Here is a 19,645-nt window from a genome sequence, read left to right as displayed (position 1 = left end):
CTCGCGACTAGCTGCCCGACCTTACGCTGCCTTGCGCTCGGCCATCCAGTCGATCAGATCCTCTATGCTCATGGGCTTGGCGAACAGAAAGCCTTGGAAAGTGTCGCATCCGATGCCACGCAGAATCTCTAGCTGGCAGGTTTCTTCGATGCCTTCCGCGATACACTGCATTTTCATCGATCGGCAGAGGGCGACGATGGCTGCCAAAAGTTCGCGCCCGGACTCGGTTCCCGTCCCAACGACGAAGCTTCTGTCGATCTTTACTTTATCGATCGGCAAGCGGTGCAGATAGCTGAGGCTCGAATGGCCGGTGCCGAAGTCGTCGAGCGCAATCTGAACTCCAAGACCGCGGAGCAAGACGATCGAAGCCTCAGCGGCATCAAAGTCGCGCATGACCGCCGTTTCAGTCAGCTCCATGATGATGCGAGAGGGTTCGACAGACGACTGACGGATGACTGCCACAATGCCCAGCACCGTCGCGGGGCAGGTTAAATCATGCGCCGACAGGTTGAACGATAGTTTGATTTCGGACGGAAGCCGTCTGAGATGGACTAACGCCTTCCGGAGGAGGGTTAACGTCAGACGGTGTATGATCCCCGCGCGCTCCGCGATGGGGATGAAGATGTCAGGGCGGACCGGCCCAAGTGAGGAGCTGGTCCACCGGGCCAGCGCCTCGACCGCCGTCGTCTCTGCCGTTGGGCCAGTGACGATGGGTTGGAGATGGACATCCATTTCCGTCTCAAGGTCGGCAGCTTGCAAAGCCGCTTCGACAGCGCGCTCCGATCTGATACGCCGCTCATGCTCGGCCGAATAGAGCACCGCGAACCCACGCCGCTCGCTCTTGGCACTGTACAGGGCGTAGTCCGCCCGATCGTAAACGGACATGGCTCCGTCAACGAAGGGCGTTGAGGTCGACAGCCCGCAGGACGCTCCGATCGAGACGGAAATTTCGCCAAGCCTGAAAGGCTCCGACAGTGCCTCGCAGGCATCGTTAGCAACTGCGGTCGCGGCTTCTCCGTCCATCTCGACACAGAAGGCGAACTCATCTCCACCAAGTCGCGCGATCAGCCTGTCGGAGCCAAATACGGCACGGAGGCGATCGCCGACTACTTCCAGCAATTGGTCGCCGACGATGTGCCCATAGGTATCATTGACCGCCTTAAAGCGATCCAGATCAATAATTCCAACGGTAATTTTTCCGCCGTCCTTAGCCTGCATGCTGATGTGCTCGGACAAATGCGAGAAAAATAGACGACGGTTTGGTAGTCGCGTTAGCGGGTCTGTGTTGGCTAGAATATTAACCTCGTGATTCAGGCGTTGGGTCTCGGCTTCAGATCGGACCAAAAGAACGAACCCGTGATGGCTGTTCAGCAGAACTCGGATCATCACGATGGTCACGAGAAGTATGTTGAGGGCAATTGCAATGTAGACATCGTCTCCTAGGGAGACGTAGTAGGCAAGGTAGGGCACGGTCACGATGGCAGTGACGGCAAGGGCAGCCTGAGGGAGGTTCATCAGACAAAAAATGCAGCCGATGACGGTAACGGCAATAAAAATCGCTACGTGAGCATGCTGTTGGTAGCTACCGTAACTGGCCAACCTTAGCGACCAAGAAATGTAAGCAGCGGCAATCAAGCAGCCGAGGATCGTAGTTCTCCGGAGCGTTAGGATGGCTTCTGGGCCACTCACCGCCCGCACCGGCATTTTTATCCAGACGACGAGGCGTATTAAGCTGACGACCACTAGTACCAGTGGCACCCAAACACTCATCCAGGCAGGAGCGAAGTCCAAATGGGTATACGCGACCGCGACCGCATTTACGCTCAGCAGCGCGTAGAGCAGTGGAATTTGACTCTGGAGTTCACGGCATTGAGCGATAGCTAAGTTTGGCTGAGTATCTCGTAAGGTCAACCAGAGGTATAATCTTGAAGCGCTGGGCATGTCGGTCCTCGTATTCGAGAATTATAATGCCAGATGGCTGTAAAATTTTCACCCTTTTATTTCAGTCGTTCTATTTGGTTCTCCCATGTACTGGCCGCTAGGTAAATACGCATTTAATGGAGCATACCGTCCTGAAGGCATACCCTCCAAGATGAATCTGAATGAATGGATAAGTCGATGACGTTTTCAGGTACCGTCGGCGATCGTTCACTCAGGATGATGGTTATACAAACCGCGAGCTCTTGGTTGCCAATGACGAAGGACTCCAGGCGAAGTTCGCGACGATCGAGTCCGACGATGTCTCTGCGTGGAGATGCCGGATTATCGCGTCCTAGCGCGCATCTGCCCACTGCCTGGCCGAGTGGCGCGCCAGCCGGCACCTCATGTCCGCCGTGTCCGGGATGCTGAGTCGACGTGGGGAACCCTCAATTCGCAGTCCGCGTCGAGGGGGACCCGCGACGAAGCCTCGCGGCCGTCTGATGTGGGGGTGTGCTTGCCACTTGGTGTCGTCCTCGGCAGACGATCCTGGACATCCGCTGGCTCTCGCACCGCTTCGCCGATCGTTGCGCCTTCATGCTGACGATGATTGCAACCGCCACGCTCAACGACATCGATCCGCAGGCCTTGCCTGCCTCTGACCTCTCTCGCATCGCCAACATGCCTCATTCTGCCATGGAACTGGGCCGCGGCGGCCCCATAAGGATGAAGCCGTCGCTGCCTGAGGGCGGCCTACGTCGGATGCATAGTTCGGACAGGCCCAACCGATTGATGGTGTCAGGCAACGACTACGCGGTTTCGCCCGTCGCGCTTGGCCTCGTACAGCGCGGCATCGGCGCGTTCGACGGCAGAGGAAATGGTGCCGTCGTTGGCCGCCACCTCGGCGACGCCGATGCTGACCGTCACCCTCGGCGTGCCCGTCGGGTTGTCGGCCTCGATGGCCGAGCGCAGCTTCTCGGCGACGACAAGGGCCGCGGCACCATCCGCCTCCGGGACGATGAGCGCGAATTCCTCGCCGCCGATGCGGCCGAGGATGTCGGTGCGCCGCAGGGTCGCCGAGGCGACGTGCGCAAAGTGCCGCAACACCGCGTCGCCGACGGCGTGGCCGTGGGTATCGTTCACCGACTTGAAGTGGTCGAGGTCAAGGACGACTTCGGAGATCGGCTTCTGAGTGCGCCGGGAAAGGCCGAGCTCGCGATCCGCCGCCTCGAAGAAGGACCTGCGGTTCCAAAGACCCGTCAGGTAGTCACGGCTGGCGAGCTCCGTCAGCTTGGAGGCGTGGCGGCGGATGCGCTCGACGAGCGGGCGAAAAATGAACAGCGCCTCCAGCACCAGCGTCACGAGAAGGATGCCGAGGACGATGGCCTGCACAGTGCGCAGCCAAGATAGGCGCTCGGTCGCCTCCCGCTCGAAGATCGTCACGGCGCCGTTCAGCTCTGGAAGGAGCGTGGTACGCGCGCTGGTTTGCAGCATCGCATAAGCGTCGTCCGATGCAACGCCGGCTGGGTCTTCGACGATCAGGCGGGCCGCGGCGAGATAGGCCGGGACGATAGCGTCCAACGCGTCCGCGCCGCGCTCGAAATAGGCGCGTGCGTCGGGCGAGAGGGCGTTCGAGATGCCGAGGTCGTCGCCTCGCCCGATCGCGTCGTGCGAGCGCTGCATCAGCGCTGCGGCTTCGAGAAGAGGCGCACGAGCCGTCTCGTCCCCGGCGCGCAGGTCCGAGGCGAGGAGGGCGATGCGCTGCGATAGCATGCGCTGCCGGCCGGCGACGTTGATCAGCGTTGCCGAATCGCGCTGCTGGGCGATGACGCTGTCGAGAAGGAAATGCACCGAGACCGACAGGAGCGCGATGAAGGCTAGAGCGAGGCTGTAGGTGAGCGTCGCGCCGCGCGTCAGCCGGGCGTTCGGGTCGGCCGCTGCCGGGACGGTAAGGGTCGCTGCGCCGTCGGCCGGCGAGAGGATCGTTGCGCTCATAGCGGAGGCTCCTTCGGCCGTCGTCCAGTGCCGACAGGCGGACGCGATCAACTTCCCGGGCGGACCAGCACGGAAGGGCGACCGCCGAACAGTAAACACGCCAAAGGTAAAAGGAATGCATGGCATCATCGGCGCTGATTTTGAGGATGCGCTATGTGGGAAACCCGGTGAAGCAGTGCAGAACGGCGAGCAGAATATCTGCTTACAGGCGGCCCCCGAGGATTGTTAATCGGCCGAGATGGGCGCGAAGCTGTCGTTCGGAGCTGAGCAAATGTGGCTTGTCGCTCAGTGCATGCTCAAATTCGCCGAGCGGTTTGGGCGACTAGACCTCTTTCCAGGCGATGTCTCGGCCGGGTTGACGGGTCCACAACGCTGGTCCACTCTCGCCTCGAATTGATGGGTATTTTACGACTAAAACCACGCAGTTTCAGGCACTTAATAAGTTGGCTGGGAATCCAGGTTCCCCAGCCAGAAATTTCCGAAGCCTTTTCAGACAGTTAGCGACAGTATATGCGGCATTTCCATCGATTTGATGTCGCAGTCATGTTGCATTTAGTTCCCTTCATTTCCGGGGGGGGCCGCTGGACCCCGGCAATCCGTGCAACGTAGACACCATCAAAGGGAACCGAATTTGAGCCGCGTGGATACCAGCACCGACTATCAAACCCGTGCAGATGCAGCAGAGATCGAGGCGAGAAACGCGGTAACGCCTGGCGTGAAAGCTCGGCATGATGAGGCAAGAAGGAACTGGCAGCGTTTAGCCGACCAAGCGAGGGAATTAGAGCTGGCACGGGCGCTATGGGCAGAGAATGGAATACCCCCTGAAGGTGCTGACGGCGAGAAAGAGCGTATCACCGTAGTGGTGCCGTAGGCCTCAGGCATGCCCGATGGGTGACGCTTCATCACCAGCGCCTAAGGGTACTCCAGTGTCAGCGCTGAAGCAGTTGCGAAGGGCCGGCGACAACCCCTCAATAGGTGTCGCCGTTTTGCGCTTGAGCGATGGCGCATCAGATTTGCGCGACGCGGGATTGGCCATCAAGCCTACTCGCTGCCAACCTCATCGCAGCTCAGGCCTGCGAATAAAACTGAAAGATTGCCATGGCCTCTGATAAATCTCGTGAATACGAAGAGGCGTTACAAAAGATCCGCAATCAGCTGGTAACCGAGCGTCGGAGCTTGGCTATCAGCGTCACCGGCACCGCGAAAATCAGTGAGTTGGTGAATGTTCAGGCGATGATTGAGGCGGTTGACCGGGCAATAGCGGACGAGAAAAAGCTGGTGAACAAGACCCGACATTACCATGAGAGTATGGGCTAAGGCGCCTCGCTTCTGATGTCTGCTAAGAGCGCGCGCTCCATCCACGGCATGCGCGAGACGCAGCTGGCTGTTTGCCGTATGCTAGCAATACGTTAACTTATTCGGATACTTACATTGGCTGATAAAGAGTCGGCGGCCGTTAAGGCTGCGAACAAGCATTTCCGTCCGTCCGCCGAAATAGAGAAATTGCGGGGCACTGGATCCGGTGCGGCATCGCAGAAGGAAGCCAGGGCAGAGAAGACTGCGCGGCTTCGGGCTGCTAGGCTGGAGCGAGACGCATCCGAAGCTTTACCGAGAGGTCTTGAGGGTGATGACTAAAAGAGAAACCGATTTCCAAGTCCCTGCCCCTGTCACCGCGGCCATTGAAGATGGCGCAACTGCTGTCCGAGCATTCCGCGAGTCATCTGGGCAGTCGCAGCATGATGTTGCGGCCGACGCTGGAATTACCGAGGTGCGGCTCGCGGCAATTGAGCAGGGAGCAGAGCCTCATGGCCTTGAGCTGGCTGTTCTTTCAGATATTCTGGACGTACCAGTGGACTTGCTAGTAGACAATTAAAGCGACAGGATCCGGTTGGATTCCGCTAATGCGCGGCAGTTTTCCGGAGCCCCGATACCTCGAAGGTGGCCAGATGACAAAACATCTGTCCAGTCGTCAAATAAAGCAGACATCGCTGCATCTGCCGAAGCTTTCGCCGCTCTTGAAATCCACGTTTGGATTAATAGTCGTAGGAAGCGGCGCTGCGAATCGCCTTCCAATGCGCTTGGCCGAGCGCCATCGCCAGGGCCGCAGCAAGCGATGACAGTACCAGTCCCGCAGGGAAGCCGGCCACCCCATAGCTGTGGACGATCGCGCTAATCAGCGTCAGTCCCCATACACCGCAAAATCCGAGAAACCCAGTCCAGCTTAGCTCGCGCCGGTCGCCTCGCTGCCGGGCGGCGCTAAGAAAAGCTGCCGTAACTGCAAAGCCATTGGCGACCGCTCCGGCAAGAACAAGCCATGCGGAATAGATCGTCCAGGCCACGTCGGCAGTGCCAAGAAAGGCGAGATCGGCGACAAAACTTGCGATGAGACAAGTGCCAGCCGTCGCGCCCAGCACCATTCGCAAGGGATAGCCGGTACCGTCGAGGCGCTGCGTGGCTGTCGATATGCTCATCGGATCGGGATCACATCTGTCTACGGATTGGAATTTCTATGCCCCAAATGCGACCGCACGCAAACGAGTTCCGAAGAACGATTCGCTACGGTTAAGGCCCTAAGAACGCTGCGGACGGCGGCGTCTCTACGCCGGCTTCTTTCTGCAGAATGCGGTCATCATCCAAATCCCCGGCAGTTCGCCGAGAACTCTGCGCCTTCGGCGCCAGTCAGTGTCCTTCGGCCTCGTGGGAAGCTGCAACCTTGGCCTTGTAGACCTTCAATCGCTCCTCGGCGGCAGCCAGCTTCGCACGATACTCTTCGAGATGGGCCGATGGGTCCACGTCTCGAAGGCCCTTCGGCGAGCCAATTGAGACGGCACCGGTCATGTCCTCCTTTTCGATGGCCGTAATGTGCTGCCGGATGTCGGATACATCGCGCTCTAGAAGCTCAAGCTTTTTGTCGATCTCTACCATTCTGCGCTCCCAGATTTTGAAAGCAGAACGGTGGACCTCGCCGCTTTAGTTCCGAAAATGTCGCTCGTCGGGTTCAAAGGGGTAACGAAGCGGTACCCCTTCAACTGTTCGCTCTGATCGTACGGTTGCCGTGGAGCTCATCGATCCATCATCCAAATCTGGATGGTGGGACGAAATTCGTACCACCGCGCAGAACTGCGCAATGTGGTAACGGTCCAGATCTGGACGGTGTCATGGCCATCGCCCAAATTTGGGCGGTTCCGCCATCATACAGATTTGTATGCTGTAGCGGCCGATCCGCGGGTAAGGACCCCGGGGCCGGCTTATGCGCAACACTCCGGGGCTGATTGTTTGCGTCTGCATGCCACTGGACCGGGACAGGTCACTGCGCCAGGATCCCCGACGAGCTTGTGGATCGGGTGGGATGGGTCATTACTGTGCTGACGGACTATGCGGAGCAGGAGATCGCACGTCGGCAAGGGCTTCTTATCGAGAGCAAGCACGACGCTGCAGCGGACCTCCATCGGCGCGAAATCGCTCGCCTCACCAAGATCTTAGAAAGTGTGCGTGGCAGCTAAAACTGATCTGTATTGGATCTGGACAGATCGGCGCCGCCCAGCGCCTGAGTAGGGGCGTTGTTCGTACGCAGTGCCGCAAGCCTCAGGTATGATCTATTGCCGAAGGTTGGACAACAACGCCTAAGGGAACTCCAGTGTTAGCGTTGAAGCAGGTACAAAGGGCCGGCGACACTTGGTAAAATTGGTGTCGCCGGTTTGCCTCAGGCGCTATAGCTCGTCCGTTGCAGTCCAGTGATCGGTACTAGACCCTTAGTTATTCCAGCCCGCGGCGAACCGCGAACAGAACGCGCCTCTGATGGTCGGCGAAATTCATCAGCTCGATAAGCGCGTCGGCCTCCTCGATCTCCAAGTAGTCGAGCGCAATATCGCGGACAAACGCCGGATGCCCGGTAATCAGGTCGATGATCGACCACGTTGTCCCATCACCAGTTTCAGCTAGGCTGTACCGATCGTAGGACATTCTGCACCTCGTTCCTCGAAGCATAGAGTGAGCCTGGGACCGGTTCCGACCGTGATTTAGGTTCTGAGCTAAGAGCTTTGCGCGGCTTCTAGGACTTCTGCTACGGTGCTGGGGGTTCACGAGGCCAGCACCCGGTAGGGTGAAGTATTTTGGTTCATCCGCACTTTCTCGATCACAGGCAACGAGTAGCCGAATTGGTCGGATATCTCCTTATCGTCCGCCCCGATCTCGATCATCGCTTCGATAATGCCAAGGTCAGTTTCAGAGACTGCACGGGGTACCCTCAGCGCAAAGCTGAACTTAGTCATGAAAGCGGACACGCGTTCTCCCTCGCATTTCGCGACCAAGCAGGATCCAACGCATTGAACTCATTAAAGTTAGGCTGAAAACTGGGATGTGCGTTTCATGCTTAAGATTTGGTTGCGGAACATTCAAATCGGACTGGCCGCGCCGAGCACGATGATGACCCGCGGATTGACAGAGATCGCTACAGGGCCGCTTTCCGCTGTATCTCATATTCACGGTAATAGATCAGATCTGCCTCGTCCGAATCCTGGCACAAGATTTCCCGTGGCCGAGCGGCGCCCTTGTAAACCTTGATGAGCATCCGACCATCCGCCAGTTCCTCCTTCGCCACTGAATGGTTTGCTGAGCTCAACGCCATGTCATTCCTCGCTCTGGGCCGCTTGGCTACGATCACGCTGTGCAGACCGTTTGAGGCCCGACGGCGTTAAACTGTCTGCAGTGAACGCCGTGGAAAGATGAGTGTAACTGTTCCTATCGGGTGGAACCGCCAACAGCTACGTCTGCACCCTTAGCATGGATGCCACCTTCTTCACCGTATCCGCCATTATTGCGATCGGGTCTATCTGAGCGCTGATCGCCGTCGAGCAGAACGGGCAGGATAGTACGACGGTTTTCCAGACCGAAGAGCCGACGGCTGAACTGCCGTCGACGGTCTCCAAATTTAGACGAGTAAGCAGCTTTTCGCACTTCGGGCATTTCGACGTCATGTAGCACCATCTCAATTGCAGGTAGAGCAGACAAGCATTCGCTGCTGCTAATGGGAAGCCTGACCGGTGTCGTCATTCGAGCCAAAAAACCCGCTGGGGCGCAGCGCGAGCTAAGCAGTCAACCCCCTCCGTAGCAGGTAGCGCAACGGCTACCGCACCGCGTCAAACACCCTTAGTTGTACCCGCCATTCGCTGGAGGCTCCCAATGCTGAATGCCGTCACGAACCTTCTTCGCCGTCTCGGTTTGATCAGCGATAGGAAGGCGCTGACGGATCACGACCGCCGCACAATCATGAGCATGTTGGAAGCCGCCATAGAGCCAGCCGACCTCACAGCTGTGACGGAATACACCCTCGACGATATCGAGTGCGCAAGAGCCAGCGACGTTCTTACGGAGCAGAGCGTTTCGGCGGTCTCTCCTCTAGCTTCATCGTCCAAATCTGGGCGGTGATGCGGGTGAACGATGGGGAAAGGAGTTGAAGCAGACTTAGGATCGCAGTGACTGCAATCCCGGCGCTCCAGCCCTCAGACTTGAGGCATCGGCCCTGGAAGCAAGTACGCTTCGAACTGCTGCCAGTCGCGATCGCCCGGCAGAAGCCTCGCTTTGCAGATTCAAGCCGCCAGAATGCGCTTTAGTTGTTCTGGCTCGGGCAGGACCATGCGATTGAACAACCGCCGCAGTCCGTCATCGCCGACTTCTGATACTGCCGTACAAATGATGTGAGCCGGATGCGGCATGCGCCGGATGCCCTTGCAAAGGGCCGCTTCCAGCCGTTGCTGGGCCAAAACCGAACGTGAATACCGCATCGGGCATTCCGTAACGTCTTCTAGCATCAGTATACATGACATCGATCCGGCGAATTCGGTGATGTGCCCAACGATCGAAGCAATCGTTTCAACTGGAAGACAATTCAGCTTCATCAGGCTGACCCGAAACAGTGGCAGGCCAGTCAGGTTGGCGTGGGCCATAGCTTCATCGAACGTGTCAGCCGGGTGCCCGATCAGCATCAGGGGGTACGCTGACTCGATGATGGGCTTGCGGGTCGTGCCGATAAACCATGGCTCGAGGTAGCTGTGCAGCTGTTCTGGAATGCTGGACAAAGGCATGAGGAGTAACTCCTGCTAATTGTCGATCGAGTATGCCTACTGCTAAAGGCGAGCACAAAGTATCGACTATCTTCCAGTGCACATTATCGGATTTCACGCTAACCAAACCTTAAATGTCCGTCATCAGGTGTCTTGGCAAGAATCGGACAGGCTTGGAGAGACTTTCGGATGGAAGAAGCAGCACAGATCTGGATCATGGTTGCCGCGATCGCCGGCGGCCTGCTGGGCGCCCGCCTGGCTCGGATCACGCCTTGGAAAGGCGCCCTGATGATCGTGGTCGGGCTGATCGTTGTGGTCGCGGTGCACGTCGTTGCGAAAACCGACAGTGAACTTCTGCTTTTCGCCGTGGCGGTCATTGCCATGGGCATCACCGGCGGCGTGATGAAGCTGTCTGGCCGCGAGATGTCATCGGTCGTGATGTGCGGATCCGTCCTTGGCGCCATAGCCATGGCCGTTGCCGGCAGCCATTGAGGCAGACGGCCGAGGACGCCGGCCACCGGATGTTTCCTCTGGCGGCGACATCCTCTGGCTCTTCATCATCAGTTCGACGGCGAGACCACCACGGCGGCGCGTGGCATCACCGCAGACATGCCTACGGCAGTGGCGATCGCCCTGCCGACAGAGGCGGGTGCCTGTACTGCCTGGGTGACTGACACGCTTACCGGCGCCGAGATGTTGTTCGTGACCGGGAACGAACGGCTGTCGTTCACCACGGCCGACATATTTGCCGGAGCGGCCACCGATTGCGTCATGGACTGTATCCCTTTCAGCGTCGAGACGAGCCCCACAGCGTCGATCACGTCCGATCCCTTGATGCCGGCCATGAAGCTCCCGAAGCGATCCATCAGGCTGCCGAACTGCTCCCGCAGCGAGGACATAGAGTCGCGTTCGGCTTCAGCGTGCGACGGACCAGCCGATGCCCTCTGCGGGCTTCCTTCCCCCGAGAGGCTTTTGAACAGGTTGGAGGGCGTAGGCACGTTCGCGTCAGCCCACTCATTCAACGCTTTGCCGCGGGCTGCCGCTTCATCAGGGGTGGCATTGGCCAGCGAGTCGATGGTGGCAGCAACACTGAAGCCTGTCGTGGCTGCCCGGCCAGCGCCAATGCCTGGCGTCTTCCCGGGGCGGCCTCTGCTGCCCTTGCCTTGGCTCAGCGCCTCTTCGGCTGCGCCCGCCGCTCCGGATGCTGCATCAATCCGAAACCCTTGAAGCTGCCTCCCATCAAGCTCGAGCGGGTTCGTTCATCTACCCAACCCGGAAATGATTTCCGGCGCCGCAATGGGCCGACAGCGGTCGGTCCGCTTGCGGGGCCAGCCCGCAAATAGCTGCCATTCCGGTCACGCTCCTTATGCGGGTACGTTCATATCCGTTTCGCATTACTAGAGTTCCAACCTTCCGCCTAGTCGTCTCCGTCCTGCGATACTGCATTGCAGGAACGTTGTTCAGCGTCAAATTGCGAGAACTCTCTATCTCAAAGCTTGCTGGTCATCTGATGCTGAACGGAAAATACTTCGCGTTGATGGCGTCGTAGCTTCCGTCGGCTGTGATCCGTGCTAGGGCAGTGTTGAGCTTCACCCGCAGCTCTTCGTCGGATTTACGGATCGCGATACCAGCCCCATCACCGAAGAACTTCGGATCGCTTATATCCGCTCCCTTGAACTCGCAGCAGCTGCCGGCCTTGGTGTTCGTCAGCCAATCGTAGATGGCGAGCTTGTCTTCGAAGGCGACGTCGATGCTTCCATCGGCAAGACCCTTGTAGAGATCGGGCGAAGAGGGGAATACAGTAACTTTCGCGTCGGGAAATGATTGCGCGACATAGGCTGCCTGCACCGTGCCAAGTGTCACACCCATGGTGAAGCCTCCAAGGGAGCTGGAACGGAAATCGGGCAAATCTGCATTCTTTCGAACGATAAACACCGAAGGGCTGGTGTAGTAACTGTCCGTGAACGCGACAAGCTTCTGCCTTTCCTCGCTCTTCGACATTGAAGATACAATGGCGTCATATTTGTCTGCGTTCAGGTTTGGGATCATGTCCTCCCACTTTTCGGTCACGAATTCGCAGGCAAGCTGCGCAGCGCCGCAAAGCGCCCGTGCAATCTCCACGTCGAAACCCTGCAGCCTGTTATCTGCATCGAGATAGTTGAATGGTGGGAAGGTGCCTTCCACTGCTATTTTCGTAGCTCCGCCGTCCTGCGCCGACGCTGTCGCTGATAGACCCACGATCGTAATCCCCGCCACGAGCGCGAAGACTGTGCTGAGCGGGAGAGTTCCGAAGAGGGCGATGCGCATGTTGACCTTTCCAATCGACGCTTATTGATCCGGGAGACAGTCGGATGGCGGGTTAAATTACTGACATGGTGGGTTGCGATGGATTGATCGATCTTGCGGAACTTTCGCATGAGCATTGCGAAAGAGAATAACGTTTATTCTGTAAGGCTAAGTAAACATTTTGGAGAGATTGTAGGCCTGTTGCGAGAGGCCACCTGTGCGAATTCATCTCCCTGACGCTCTGCCGAGAATGTATCGGGCGGGCAAATCCTCTGGCGGCATTCTTTCCCTGATCGCGGGGATAGGCGTCGCTACATTGGGTCTGGTGATCTTGGCTGGGATCTGGGCAGGCGCCGAAAGTGACGCCGCCGCACTTGAACGCCAACGCGGACTCGTGACGCGTCGCCTTAGCGAACAGGTCGCGCAGGTTTCCCAAGCGATCGAACAGGTCGGCTCGGGATACATGTCCCTCCTGTCATCAAATCTAGCTCACCGCACCAGCTCAGATACCGAGGGCCCGGAGAGCACCTCTGATCCTGTCGGGCTAGACGCGGCGGAGTCGATCAGCAGCATCGTCATTGCGGTGTTCGGCTACGACAGGGCATTCGTCGTTGATGGCAACGGACAGCTGGCAATGCGCTCCGATCCGGATACGACGAAGCGGTATCTCTGGATGAAGCCCCTCCTTGCTCCTCTCCTTCAGGAGCAGAAGGATATCAGACAGGCAAGTTCCGGTCTGGTTCAGCGTCGCACTTCGCTGGACGGCGGTCAGCGCGGCGCCTTCGCCGAACTTATGCGTCTCGAGGGTCGCCCTACGATCGTTGGTATCGCTCTAATATCCCGTGGAACCGGTCCTGGGGTCGATGAGGAGAGATTTCAGCCGGAAGAAATGCGCTTCCTGATCGCGATCCGGTTTCTCGACGGGGACGTGCTCGATGATCTAAGCAGAGAACAAGGTCTCAACGGAGCTCGGTTCGCGCGTTCGGCTGATCCTGAGGAGAACGAGGTCGCCGTTCAGGTTGACGCCGGTGCCACCGGCGAACCCATCGGATTTATCGTCTGGAGCCCCGATTTGCCAGGTTCCAGGGTGATCGGCCGTCTATTGCCCGCTCTGTCGGGCGCCGCGCTCGTTATTGTGGTGCTGTTCCTCCTTCTGCTCGTACGGCTCAGGGCAAGTCTCATCGAACTCAAGTTGAGCGAAGCTACAGCTCAGCACCTCGCAAGCCATGATGTTCTGACGGGATTGCCCAACCGGAGCTTCTTCTCAGCTCGCCTCGAAGAATGCCTCGCCAACATGTCGGGCTCCGGTCCGCGTTGGGCCGTCGCGCTCATCGATCTCGACCGCTTCAAGGCGGTAAACGACACCTTCGGTCATGCTACAGGTGACGAGCTGATCTGCACGGCTGCGGCTCGTATGCGGACGATAATTCGTCCGTGCGATACGCTGGCGCGGCTCGGCGGAGACGAGTTCGCCCTTCTTCTACGCGACATCGGAAGCGGCGATGCCCTGCTCGATGCCGTCTCGGGCTCGCTGATTACCGAACTGAAACGTCCGTTCCACCTCCGATCCGGCGAAGTGGTGGCGCATGTTGGCGGCTCGATCGGCATGACCACGGTTCCTCCATCCGCCGGGAGCGCTAGCGAAATCCTGCGGCACGCCGACGTCGCTCTATACGAAGCCAAAAATCAGGGCCGCGGGAATTCGGTACAGTTCCAACCGGCTATGGAGGATGGCCGCAATGTCCGTGAGATCTTAAAGAACGATCTTCGTTCCTTGCTGGGCATCCAAGCGAGCGGTGATCAGCGCACTATACCGGAGGGCATTCCTCAACGAGCCGAACGCCAGGAAGCCGGAAGCCTCGAGCTCTATTTTCAGACCATCCACAGCGCTGCCAAGGGTCACAATGCCGCCGGCGCGGAAGCGCTGATCCGATGGAATCACCCGAAGCACGGCCTGCTCGCCCCAACTAGCTTCGTTCCGCTAGCGGAGGAAGGCGGGATGATCGAAGCGCTCGGATATTGGGTACTGCGCGAGGCTTGCCGCGCCGCAACGAACTGGTCAGCCACGACCTTCGTCGCGGTGAACGTATCACCTCTGCAGTTGCGAGTTCCGGGTTTCGTCGAAGAAGTCGGAAAGGTGCTGCTTGAAGAGGGCTTGCCGCCCTCGCGGTTGGAGCTTGAGGTGACAGAATCTGCGCTGATTGCCGATAGCTGCGAAGTCGCCGCTACCTTGGAGCGTTTGCGAGTAAGAGGAATTCAGATCTCCCTCGACGACTTCGGCACTGGGTACTCTTCGCTCAGCCATCTGATGCAGTTTGGGATCGACCGAATAAAGATCGACCGTTCGTTTGTTTCCTTACTCGACACACGGGCAGACGGAGCAGCAATTGTATCCGCGCTCATCAGCCTTGGGCGTACGCTCGGAATATCAACGACCGCCGAAGGGGTCGAGACCGAGGCACAGCGGGACTTTCTAGTCGCCCTTGGTTGCACAGATCTGCAGGGTTATCTGTTCTCAAGACCTATGCCTCTGAACTCATTAGGGCAAATTACCGGCTTCTATCAGCCAACAGAACGGAATCTAATACCGAGGCTTCCGCCGATCTTCTAATTCCATATCCGCATTGTGGTAAGCTGATCGTCCTGATGTGGGATTACAGGGGATGGTCCGCTCTACCAAACGCCGCTTCCTCCCAACTAACTGTTTGAGACCGCCGCGACACATCAGCATTGATTTCAGATGCCGCTGGCCGAAACCGGAACGGTCTCTTTCGGCGTCATTTGAAATTGAGCTTACAGCATACTGTTCATGTTTTGATGGACTGATGGACCCTGGTCGATGGAAGCCTGCAAGCGGCGTATTAGTCAGTGCGAACGAGAGTCCATCGTCTAGATGGCCATCGAAAACCCTTGCTTGCGGAACGGCCGCTCAGCTCTGCGGGCTCACGCTTATTCTGCACCTTCAAAAGCTCTGCGCTGGTGAGAGCACTTGTTGACCCCGTGCAATGTGATCTCTTCGTCGCCAAAACTTTTCCACCTGCTTACCCTTATCGCCGTGGGAGACGTGCTACCTCGCCCTACTGGATAAGATCGAAGCTGATTAGGTCGAACTGCGGCACGTTTGCTGCCATGAAGCTGTCGCGGAGCACGAAGGCATAACTGCGGCCGGTCTCGAGCGCGGTCGGCATCATCGCGCCGACTAGGGGGCTGGCATAGATGACCGCATCCGTGCCGTCGGTGGTGCGGACGTGAAGCGCCGGCCCGATGCGGCGCTGCTTGACCGGGTTGACGTCAAGGCCAGCCGCGGCCGGGTCATTACCGACGAGAGTCGCGCGAACACGCAGAAGTTTGCGCCACGTTGGATCCTTGGCTGCGTCGTATTTTTCGCCAGCCTGCTGGCGAGCGCGGTAGGTATCGGCTTCGGCTTGCATGGCCGGAAAGCTGGGGAAGCGGACGGCCCATTCGAGCGCTTGGGTGTCCCGCATGATCCGGCTGGAGGCGTCGACGATCAGATCGCTCGCCCGCTGCGGCCGGGCGCCGCCGGCAACTAGGTCGTGATAGCGCGTGAGATAGCGGCGGAGCTCATCGGTATTCTCGTACTGGATCGACAGGCCGGCCCCCAGGGCCAAGCCCGCCTCTTTCGTGCCGGGTGCTACAACCAAGACAGCACCGTTGCCGACCTCGAGCTTGCCGACCCGCAGTTGCCGCATGGCATCGAGCGCGTACTGGTCCGCGGTGCGGCCCCGCAGGTCTTTTGCGACGATCGTGACGATCTCAACGTCGTTGGCGGCGGCATAAGTGTAGGCCCGCTTCGCCAGCTCGGCCTTGACCGCGGGGTCGAAGATGCCGACCTCGTCATAGACGAAGCGGTCGAATTTTCCGGGCGTCGCATCGGGGTCAAGCGGCGGGACGGCGTCCAGCGCGGTGCTGAGGACGAGGTTGGCGGTATTGCCGGAGGTTGGCGTACCGGCCCTGCCGGTGGAGGGCATGGCGATGTCGGCGACGGAGGGGATCTTTACGTCTGCGATCGAGGATCGCTTGGTGGCCAAGGGTTCCGATAGATGACCGGGGGCAGCGGCTGGTGCGGCAGGTTCTGCGGGGACCGGCGGGGCGGGCGTCGTCGAAGGCGGGGTGGCCGCCGCGACGGTGTCGTTCGGGCAGCCGGTGGCGGACTGGGCGCAGGACGTGGTCCATCCCGACGCGACGGCGGCAAGGCGCTTTGGCCGGCCCGGATGTGTAGGCCCATCGGCCACCGGAACAAGGGTTGAAATGGCCTTCTGCGCGTCGGCCAAGGCGGCACCCATCTTAAACAGGACAAAACCGCTGAAACGATCCGCCTCCAGCTCGATCGGCGGTTGGCTGCCGCCGGGCACGAGCGTGTGGCCAGAGAGGTGGTGGCCGATCTCGTGAGCCAGGATCGATACCGCCGGCCAGTCGCCGCCGCTGCGCGTGGCGGTGCGCACCCGCTGCATGAAGGCGGCATTGTAGGAAATCACCCGCTGCGGTAGCCGATCAGGCCCGAGCACAATCATCGCCGCGGCATTGGGAACGCTGCCTTCGACAACCTTGAAATTTTGCGGCAGGCCGGTGTAGCGCATGATCTCCCCGACGATGGCCTCACCGGCAGAGCGCTCGCCCCCCCTAAGCGACCTGGCGCTGACCTTCAGGGGCGTGCCGTCATAGGAGCAGGCCTGCAGCATCTCGGCAAGTTCGTCGGCCAGCGCCTTTTCATCGTCCGCCGGCGCCTCGGCTTGCGCTAGACGCTGCGGCGGGACGCTCGTCATCGGCGCGCTGTTGTTCATACCCTCCAAAACAATCCTGCAGATCTCGTCAGCGGGCTTAGAAGCGACGTTCGATGGCGCAGCCATGGCGGAAAGCGGCGACGCCATCAATCCGGAGAACACCAGAAAAGGCCAGGCGGACGACCGGAGACGCAGGCGAGCGGTAGCTATCCTCTGGGGCTTCATGCGTCTGCCTTCCCTGCGATGGCAATGAGCATCCTCGTTCCCCTTCAACTGACTTGCGCCATCACGATCTTGATGACGGCGCGGGCGTAGAGCGTCAACAGGCCCTTCTTTACTAGCACATATGCCAACGCGCCGAGCGCTGGCCGCCACCATTGCCGCCGGACATCGATCGCGAAGAATTGGGTGAAAGCAAGGAAGACGATGCCCGCCTCTACGAACGGCATGGTGCTGCCGGACAGCCAGCGGTGCGCCTTCACCAGTTCAGGCGTCGAATGGAACAGCAGGGGTGCGATGGAAAGGATACTGGCGGCGAGGATGACGAAGTGTGTGTAGGTGGCGAGCACAAGATGCTCGACAAGGTTGAACCCGCGCACCCGCCAGAAAGTCAGCGTCGAAGCGACAAAGACGGCAATTAGACCGAGCGAGAACGACCATTTCGAGTAGCTCTGGACCAGGGCGATCGCCCTGTTCAGCGTGGGATTGGTCGAGCCGAGATAATCGGTCTGGTAGACCACCAAAAGCAGGAGAACGATGGCCGCAAGCAGCAGCTTCAAGGGATGAGTGTGCGATGCGCGGGCGCCGAGCACGTAGTCCCGGGCCGCCCGGCCCGGCTGGAACACGACTTTCAGCCCCGCCCAGATCAGGCTCGCCTCGAACCAGCGGATTTTTTCCCAGGCCTCGGCCTTCAGTTCGGCAGTGCCAAGCCGCTTTGCTTTCGCCTGTCCGCAGACGGTGCAATATGGACTAACGAGCTCAGCGCCACAGTTGCGGCAAAGAAGGGCATCGAAATGGGCAGCCGACAATCTTTCCGGCACAGAGGGCGAGTGGTTGAGCATCAGCCTCCGACTATATTTTTCTCGCAGAATGATGCCTCCCTATATCTCACAGCTACGCAGAAGTGCGCACTCTTGGCCGTGATAGTTCGCCCGCTCTCTGGCGCAGCCAGTTCCAATGCAGTTTGCGCCAATTGAAAGTGCCCGGCCAGAGCCCTCTACTGGACGGGATCTTTCGTCAGATCAGACCGGCTATTTCGGCGACAAATTGATCTAATGGCCGCTTTTGAGCTTCGTCCATCAATCGCTAAACGACCAACATGGGCGCAAAGCGGAAATCATTTCTGTTGTCGCCACCAAGCCGAAAACCGACAAGTCGCTTCCGGATGCACAAAGCTAATAACTACCGTTAGCCGTGGTCCAAACGGCGAAGGTTCGCGCCGCACCCCAGTGGTTCGATTGACATTTATTAAAAATTTCTACGAGTCAGGGAGCCTAGCCTTTGTGGTTACGTGGTTTCGGTTGGCTAAGATCGCCGGTATTTCTGTTAACCAACCAGACAGGAATCAATCAGGTAAGTTTGGCGCAGCCGATCGGTAGCCGGGCATTAATCTCATTCTACTAGATAGTATTTTCCTTCTATCGATCGGAATGAGCGATGACGCTGCAGAATATGAGAATTTCACGGAAGCTGATGCTCGCTTTCGGCATACTGCTAGCGGGCGTTCTGGCGATGGGCGGCCTTGTTTACGAAAGGCTCGAACATATCGAGAGCGTGCGGACGTTTAACCGCCAGGTGAATGCAGGCTGGCGCGAAGCAATGGAGTCTCGGGCCGCGCTCACACGGATGGAAAATTCGCTTCGTGGATATCTCCTGACTACTGACGCCGTTTACATCGAGAAATTTCAAAAGCACCGCGCATCTTTTAATGCTCACATTGCCAATTACGCAGATGCTGCGTCCGATATACCGAACGCCAAGCTATCCGCGGAGAAAGCTGTGGCAGCGACCGCAAGCTGGCAGCGCGATATCGTAGAGAAATCGATCTCACTGGCAAAAGAGCCTGGCACTCTCGGTGCCGCTCGACAGCTAGCGCTCTCCGATGCAGCTGGCGCCCTTATCGATCCTGCCGAAGAAGCTGTCGATGCGCTGGCGGCGCTTACGAAAAGTCAGGCAGAGACCAACGCGACTGAGCAGCAGAGAGCTTATGGCAATAGCGTATTCACGCTTGAGGTAGGTATCGCGCTACTGGTCCTTACGTCCCTCGGCATGGCGACCCTACTGTCGCGGAGCATTGCCGCCCCTATCGTTCTGCTGCGTGGAGCGATGGAAAAGCTCGCTAAAGGCGATCGAACAGTCGAGGTTCCAGCCACTGGACGAAAAGATGAAGTTGGAGCGATGGCGTCTACCGTACTGACGTTTAAGCAGGCAGCCATAGAGCAAGTACGTTTGGAAGAGGAAGCTGTTGCAAACCGTTCCGCTCAGGAGGCTCAGCGCGACCGTCACTCGCTCGTCGAAGCCGCAAAAGCCGATGATCTGAAGCAGTTTGTTTTTGCAGTTGAAGAAGGCTTCAACGGATTGTCTGCTGGTGATTTAACCACCCGAATGGATGGCGTCGTTGCGGCCGAGTTCGAACCAATCCGC

Annotated in this window: 17 protein-coding genes; 6 read left to right on the top strand and 11 right to left on the bottom strand. The window is 58.7% G+C overall.

The features are described 5' to 3' along the window. Window positions 1–21: 21 nt before the first annotated feature. Both ACZLZQ_RS20410 and ACZLZQ_RS20405 read right to left on the bottom strand, forming a co-directional pair. A complete protein-coding gene (locus ACZLZQ_RS20410; RefSeq protein WP_472950938.1) occupies window positions 22–1,941 on the bottom strand; it encodes a putative bifunctional diguanylate cyclase/phosphodiesterase in 1,920 nt (639 codons plus the stop codon). Window positions 1,942–2,715: 774 nt separating this feature from the next. Next, the gene (locus tag ACZLZQ_RS20405) at window positions 2,716–3,912 is read right to left on the bottom strand and encodes a diguanylate cyclase (RefSeq protein ID WP_472950937.1); all 1,197 of its coding nucleotides are present in this window, start codon (window positions 3,910–3,912) and stop codon (window positions 2,716–2,718) included. Between the two features lie 1,098 nt (window positions 3,913–5,010). On the opposite strand from ACZLZQ_RS20405, the gene ACZLZQ_RS20400 reads away from it, so the two are divergent. Together ACZLZQ_RS20400 and ACZLZQ_RS20395 are read left to right on the top strand one after the other, a co-directional pair. After that, window positions 5,011–5,229 (top strand): hypothetical protein, encoded by a 219-nt coding sequence (locus ACZLZQ_RS20400; RefSeq protein WP_472936612.1) that lies wholly within the window; start codon window positions 5,011–5,013, stop codon window positions 5,227–5,229. A gap of 310 nt (window positions 5,230–5,539) precedes the next feature. Then, window positions 5,540–5,785: a helix-turn-helix domain-containing protein gene (locus ACZLZQ_RS20395; protein ID WP_472936615.1), complete on the top strand. Its 246-nt coding sequence runs from the start codon at window positions 5,540–5,542 to the stop codon at window positions 5,783–5,785. Between the two features lie 160 nt (window positions 5,786–5,945). Here ACZLZQ_RS20395 and ACZLZQ_RS20390 read toward each other — a convergent pair whose 3' ends face one another. The 4 genes from ACZLZQ_RS20390 to ACZLZQ_RS20375 all read right to left on the bottom strand — a co-directional run bounded on the left by ACZLZQ_RS20390 (window position 5,946) and on the right by ACZLZQ_RS20375 (window position 8,195). Then, on the bottom strand, window positions 5,946–6,383 hold the full coding sequence (locus ACZLZQ_RS20390; RefSeq protein ID WP_472950936.1) for a hypothetical protein: 438 nt from the start codon (window positions 6,381–6,383) through the stop codon (window positions 5,946–5,948). A 208-nt stretch (window positions 6,384–6,591) separates the two neighbouring features. Continuing rightward, window positions 6,592–6,837, bottom strand: a complete 246-nt coding sequence (locus tag ACZLZQ_RS20385) for a hypothetical protein (protein WP_472936610.1) — start codon at window positions 6,835–6,837, stop codon at window positions 6,592–6,594. Between the two features lie 831 nt (window positions 6,838–7,668). Beyond that, on the bottom strand, window positions 7,669–7,875 hold the full coding sequence (locus tag ACZLZQ_RS20380; RefSeq protein WP_472950935.1) for a hypothetical protein: 207 nt from the start codon (window positions 7,873–7,875) through the stop codon (window positions 7,669–7,671). A gap of 116 nt (window positions 7,876–7,991) precedes the next feature. Beyond that, on the bottom strand, window positions 7,992–8,195 hold the full coding sequence (locus ACZLZQ_RS20375; protein WP_472936608.1) for a hypothetical protein: 204 nt from the start codon (window positions 8,193–8,195) through the stop codon (window positions 7,992–7,994). An 898-nt stretch (window positions 8,196–9,093) separates the two neighbouring features. Here ACZLZQ_RS20375 and ACZLZQ_RS20370 point away from each other — a divergent pair. Further along, on the top strand, window positions 9,094–9,339 hold the full coding sequence (locus ACZLZQ_RS20370) for a hypothetical protein (RefSeq protein WP_472950934.1): 246 nt from the start codon (window positions 9,094–9,096) through the stop codon (window positions 9,337–9,339). Between the two features lie 161 nt (window positions 9,340–9,500). On the opposite strand, the gene ACZLZQ_RS20365 is transcribed toward ACZLZQ_RS20370, so the two are convergent. Then, window positions 9,501–9,995 carry a hypothetical protein gene (locus ACZLZQ_RS20365; RefSeq protein WP_472950933.1) on the bottom strand — a complete coding sequence of 165 codons (495 nt, stop codon included), beginning with the start codon at window positions 9,993–9,995 and terminating at the stop codon, window positions 9,501–9,503. A gap of 168 nt (window positions 9,996–10,163) precedes the next feature. Between ACZLZQ_RS20365 and ACZLZQ_RS20360 the strand changes: the two genes are divergently transcribed. Beyond that, the gene (locus ACZLZQ_RS20360) at window positions 10,164–10,466 is read left to right on the top strand and encodes a hypothetical protein (protein ID WP_472936631.1); all 303 of its coding nucleotides are present in this window, start codon (window positions 10,164–10,166) and stop codon (window positions 10,464–10,466) included. Between the two features lie 68 nt (window positions 10,467–10,534). Here ACZLZQ_RS20360 and ACZLZQ_RS20355 read toward each other — a convergent pair whose 3' ends face one another. Both ACZLZQ_RS20355 and ACZLZQ_RS20350 read right to left on the bottom strand, forming a co-directional pair. Beyond that, entirely contained in the window at window positions 10,535–10,873 is a 339-nt protein-coding gene (locus tag ACZLZQ_RS20355) for a hypothetical protein (RefSeq protein WP_472950932.1), read from the bottom strand. A gap of 604 nt (window positions 10,874–11,477) precedes the next feature. Next, window positions 11,478–12,281, bottom strand: coding sequence for an ABC transporter substrate-binding protein (locus tag ACZLZQ_RS20350; RefSeq protein ID WP_472950931.1), 804 nt, complete (start codon window positions 12,279–12,281; stop codon window positions 11,478–11,480). Window positions 12,282–12,477: 196 nt separating this feature from the next. Here ACZLZQ_RS20350 and ACZLZQ_RS20345 point away from each other — a divergent pair, with 196 nt between their 5' ends. Further along, complete coding sequence (locus ACZLZQ_RS20345; RefSeq protein WP_472950930.1) at window positions 12,478–14,871, top strand: putative bifunctional diguanylate cyclase/phosphodiesterase; 2,394 nt, start codon at window positions 12,478–12,480, stop codon at window positions 14,869–14,871. A 466-nt stretch (window positions 14,872–15,337) separates the two neighbouring features. On the opposite strand, the gene ACZLZQ_RS20340 is transcribed toward ACZLZQ_RS20345, so the two are convergent. After that, window positions 15,338–17,380: a TPM domain-containing protein gene (locus ACZLZQ_RS20340; protein ID WP_472950929.1), complete on the bottom strand. Its 2,043-nt coding sequence runs from the start codon at window positions 17,378–17,380 to the stop codon at window positions 15,338–15,340. Then, window positions 17,272–18,063, bottom strand: coding sequence for a DUF3667 domain-containing protein (locus ACZLZQ_RS20335; RefSeq protein WP_472950928.1), 792 nt, complete (start codon window positions 18,061–18,063; stop codon window positions 17,272–17,274). The genes ACZLZQ_RS20340 and ACZLZQ_RS20335 overlap by 109 nt, the downstream gene beginning before the upstream one ends. Before the next feature lie 595 nt (window positions 18,064–18,658). Here ACZLZQ_RS20335 and ACZLZQ_RS20330 point away from each other — a divergent pair. Further along, window positions 18,659–19,645, top strand: a 987-nt coding sequence (locus ACZLZQ_RS20330) for a CHASE3 domain-containing protein (RefSeq protein WP_472950927.1), incomplete at its 3' end; no start/stop codon positions are given.

The sequence above is a fragment of the Mesocryomonas lacus genome, assembly GCF_055730105.2.
This window is presented reverse-complemented; position numbering and strand designations above follow the sequence as displayed.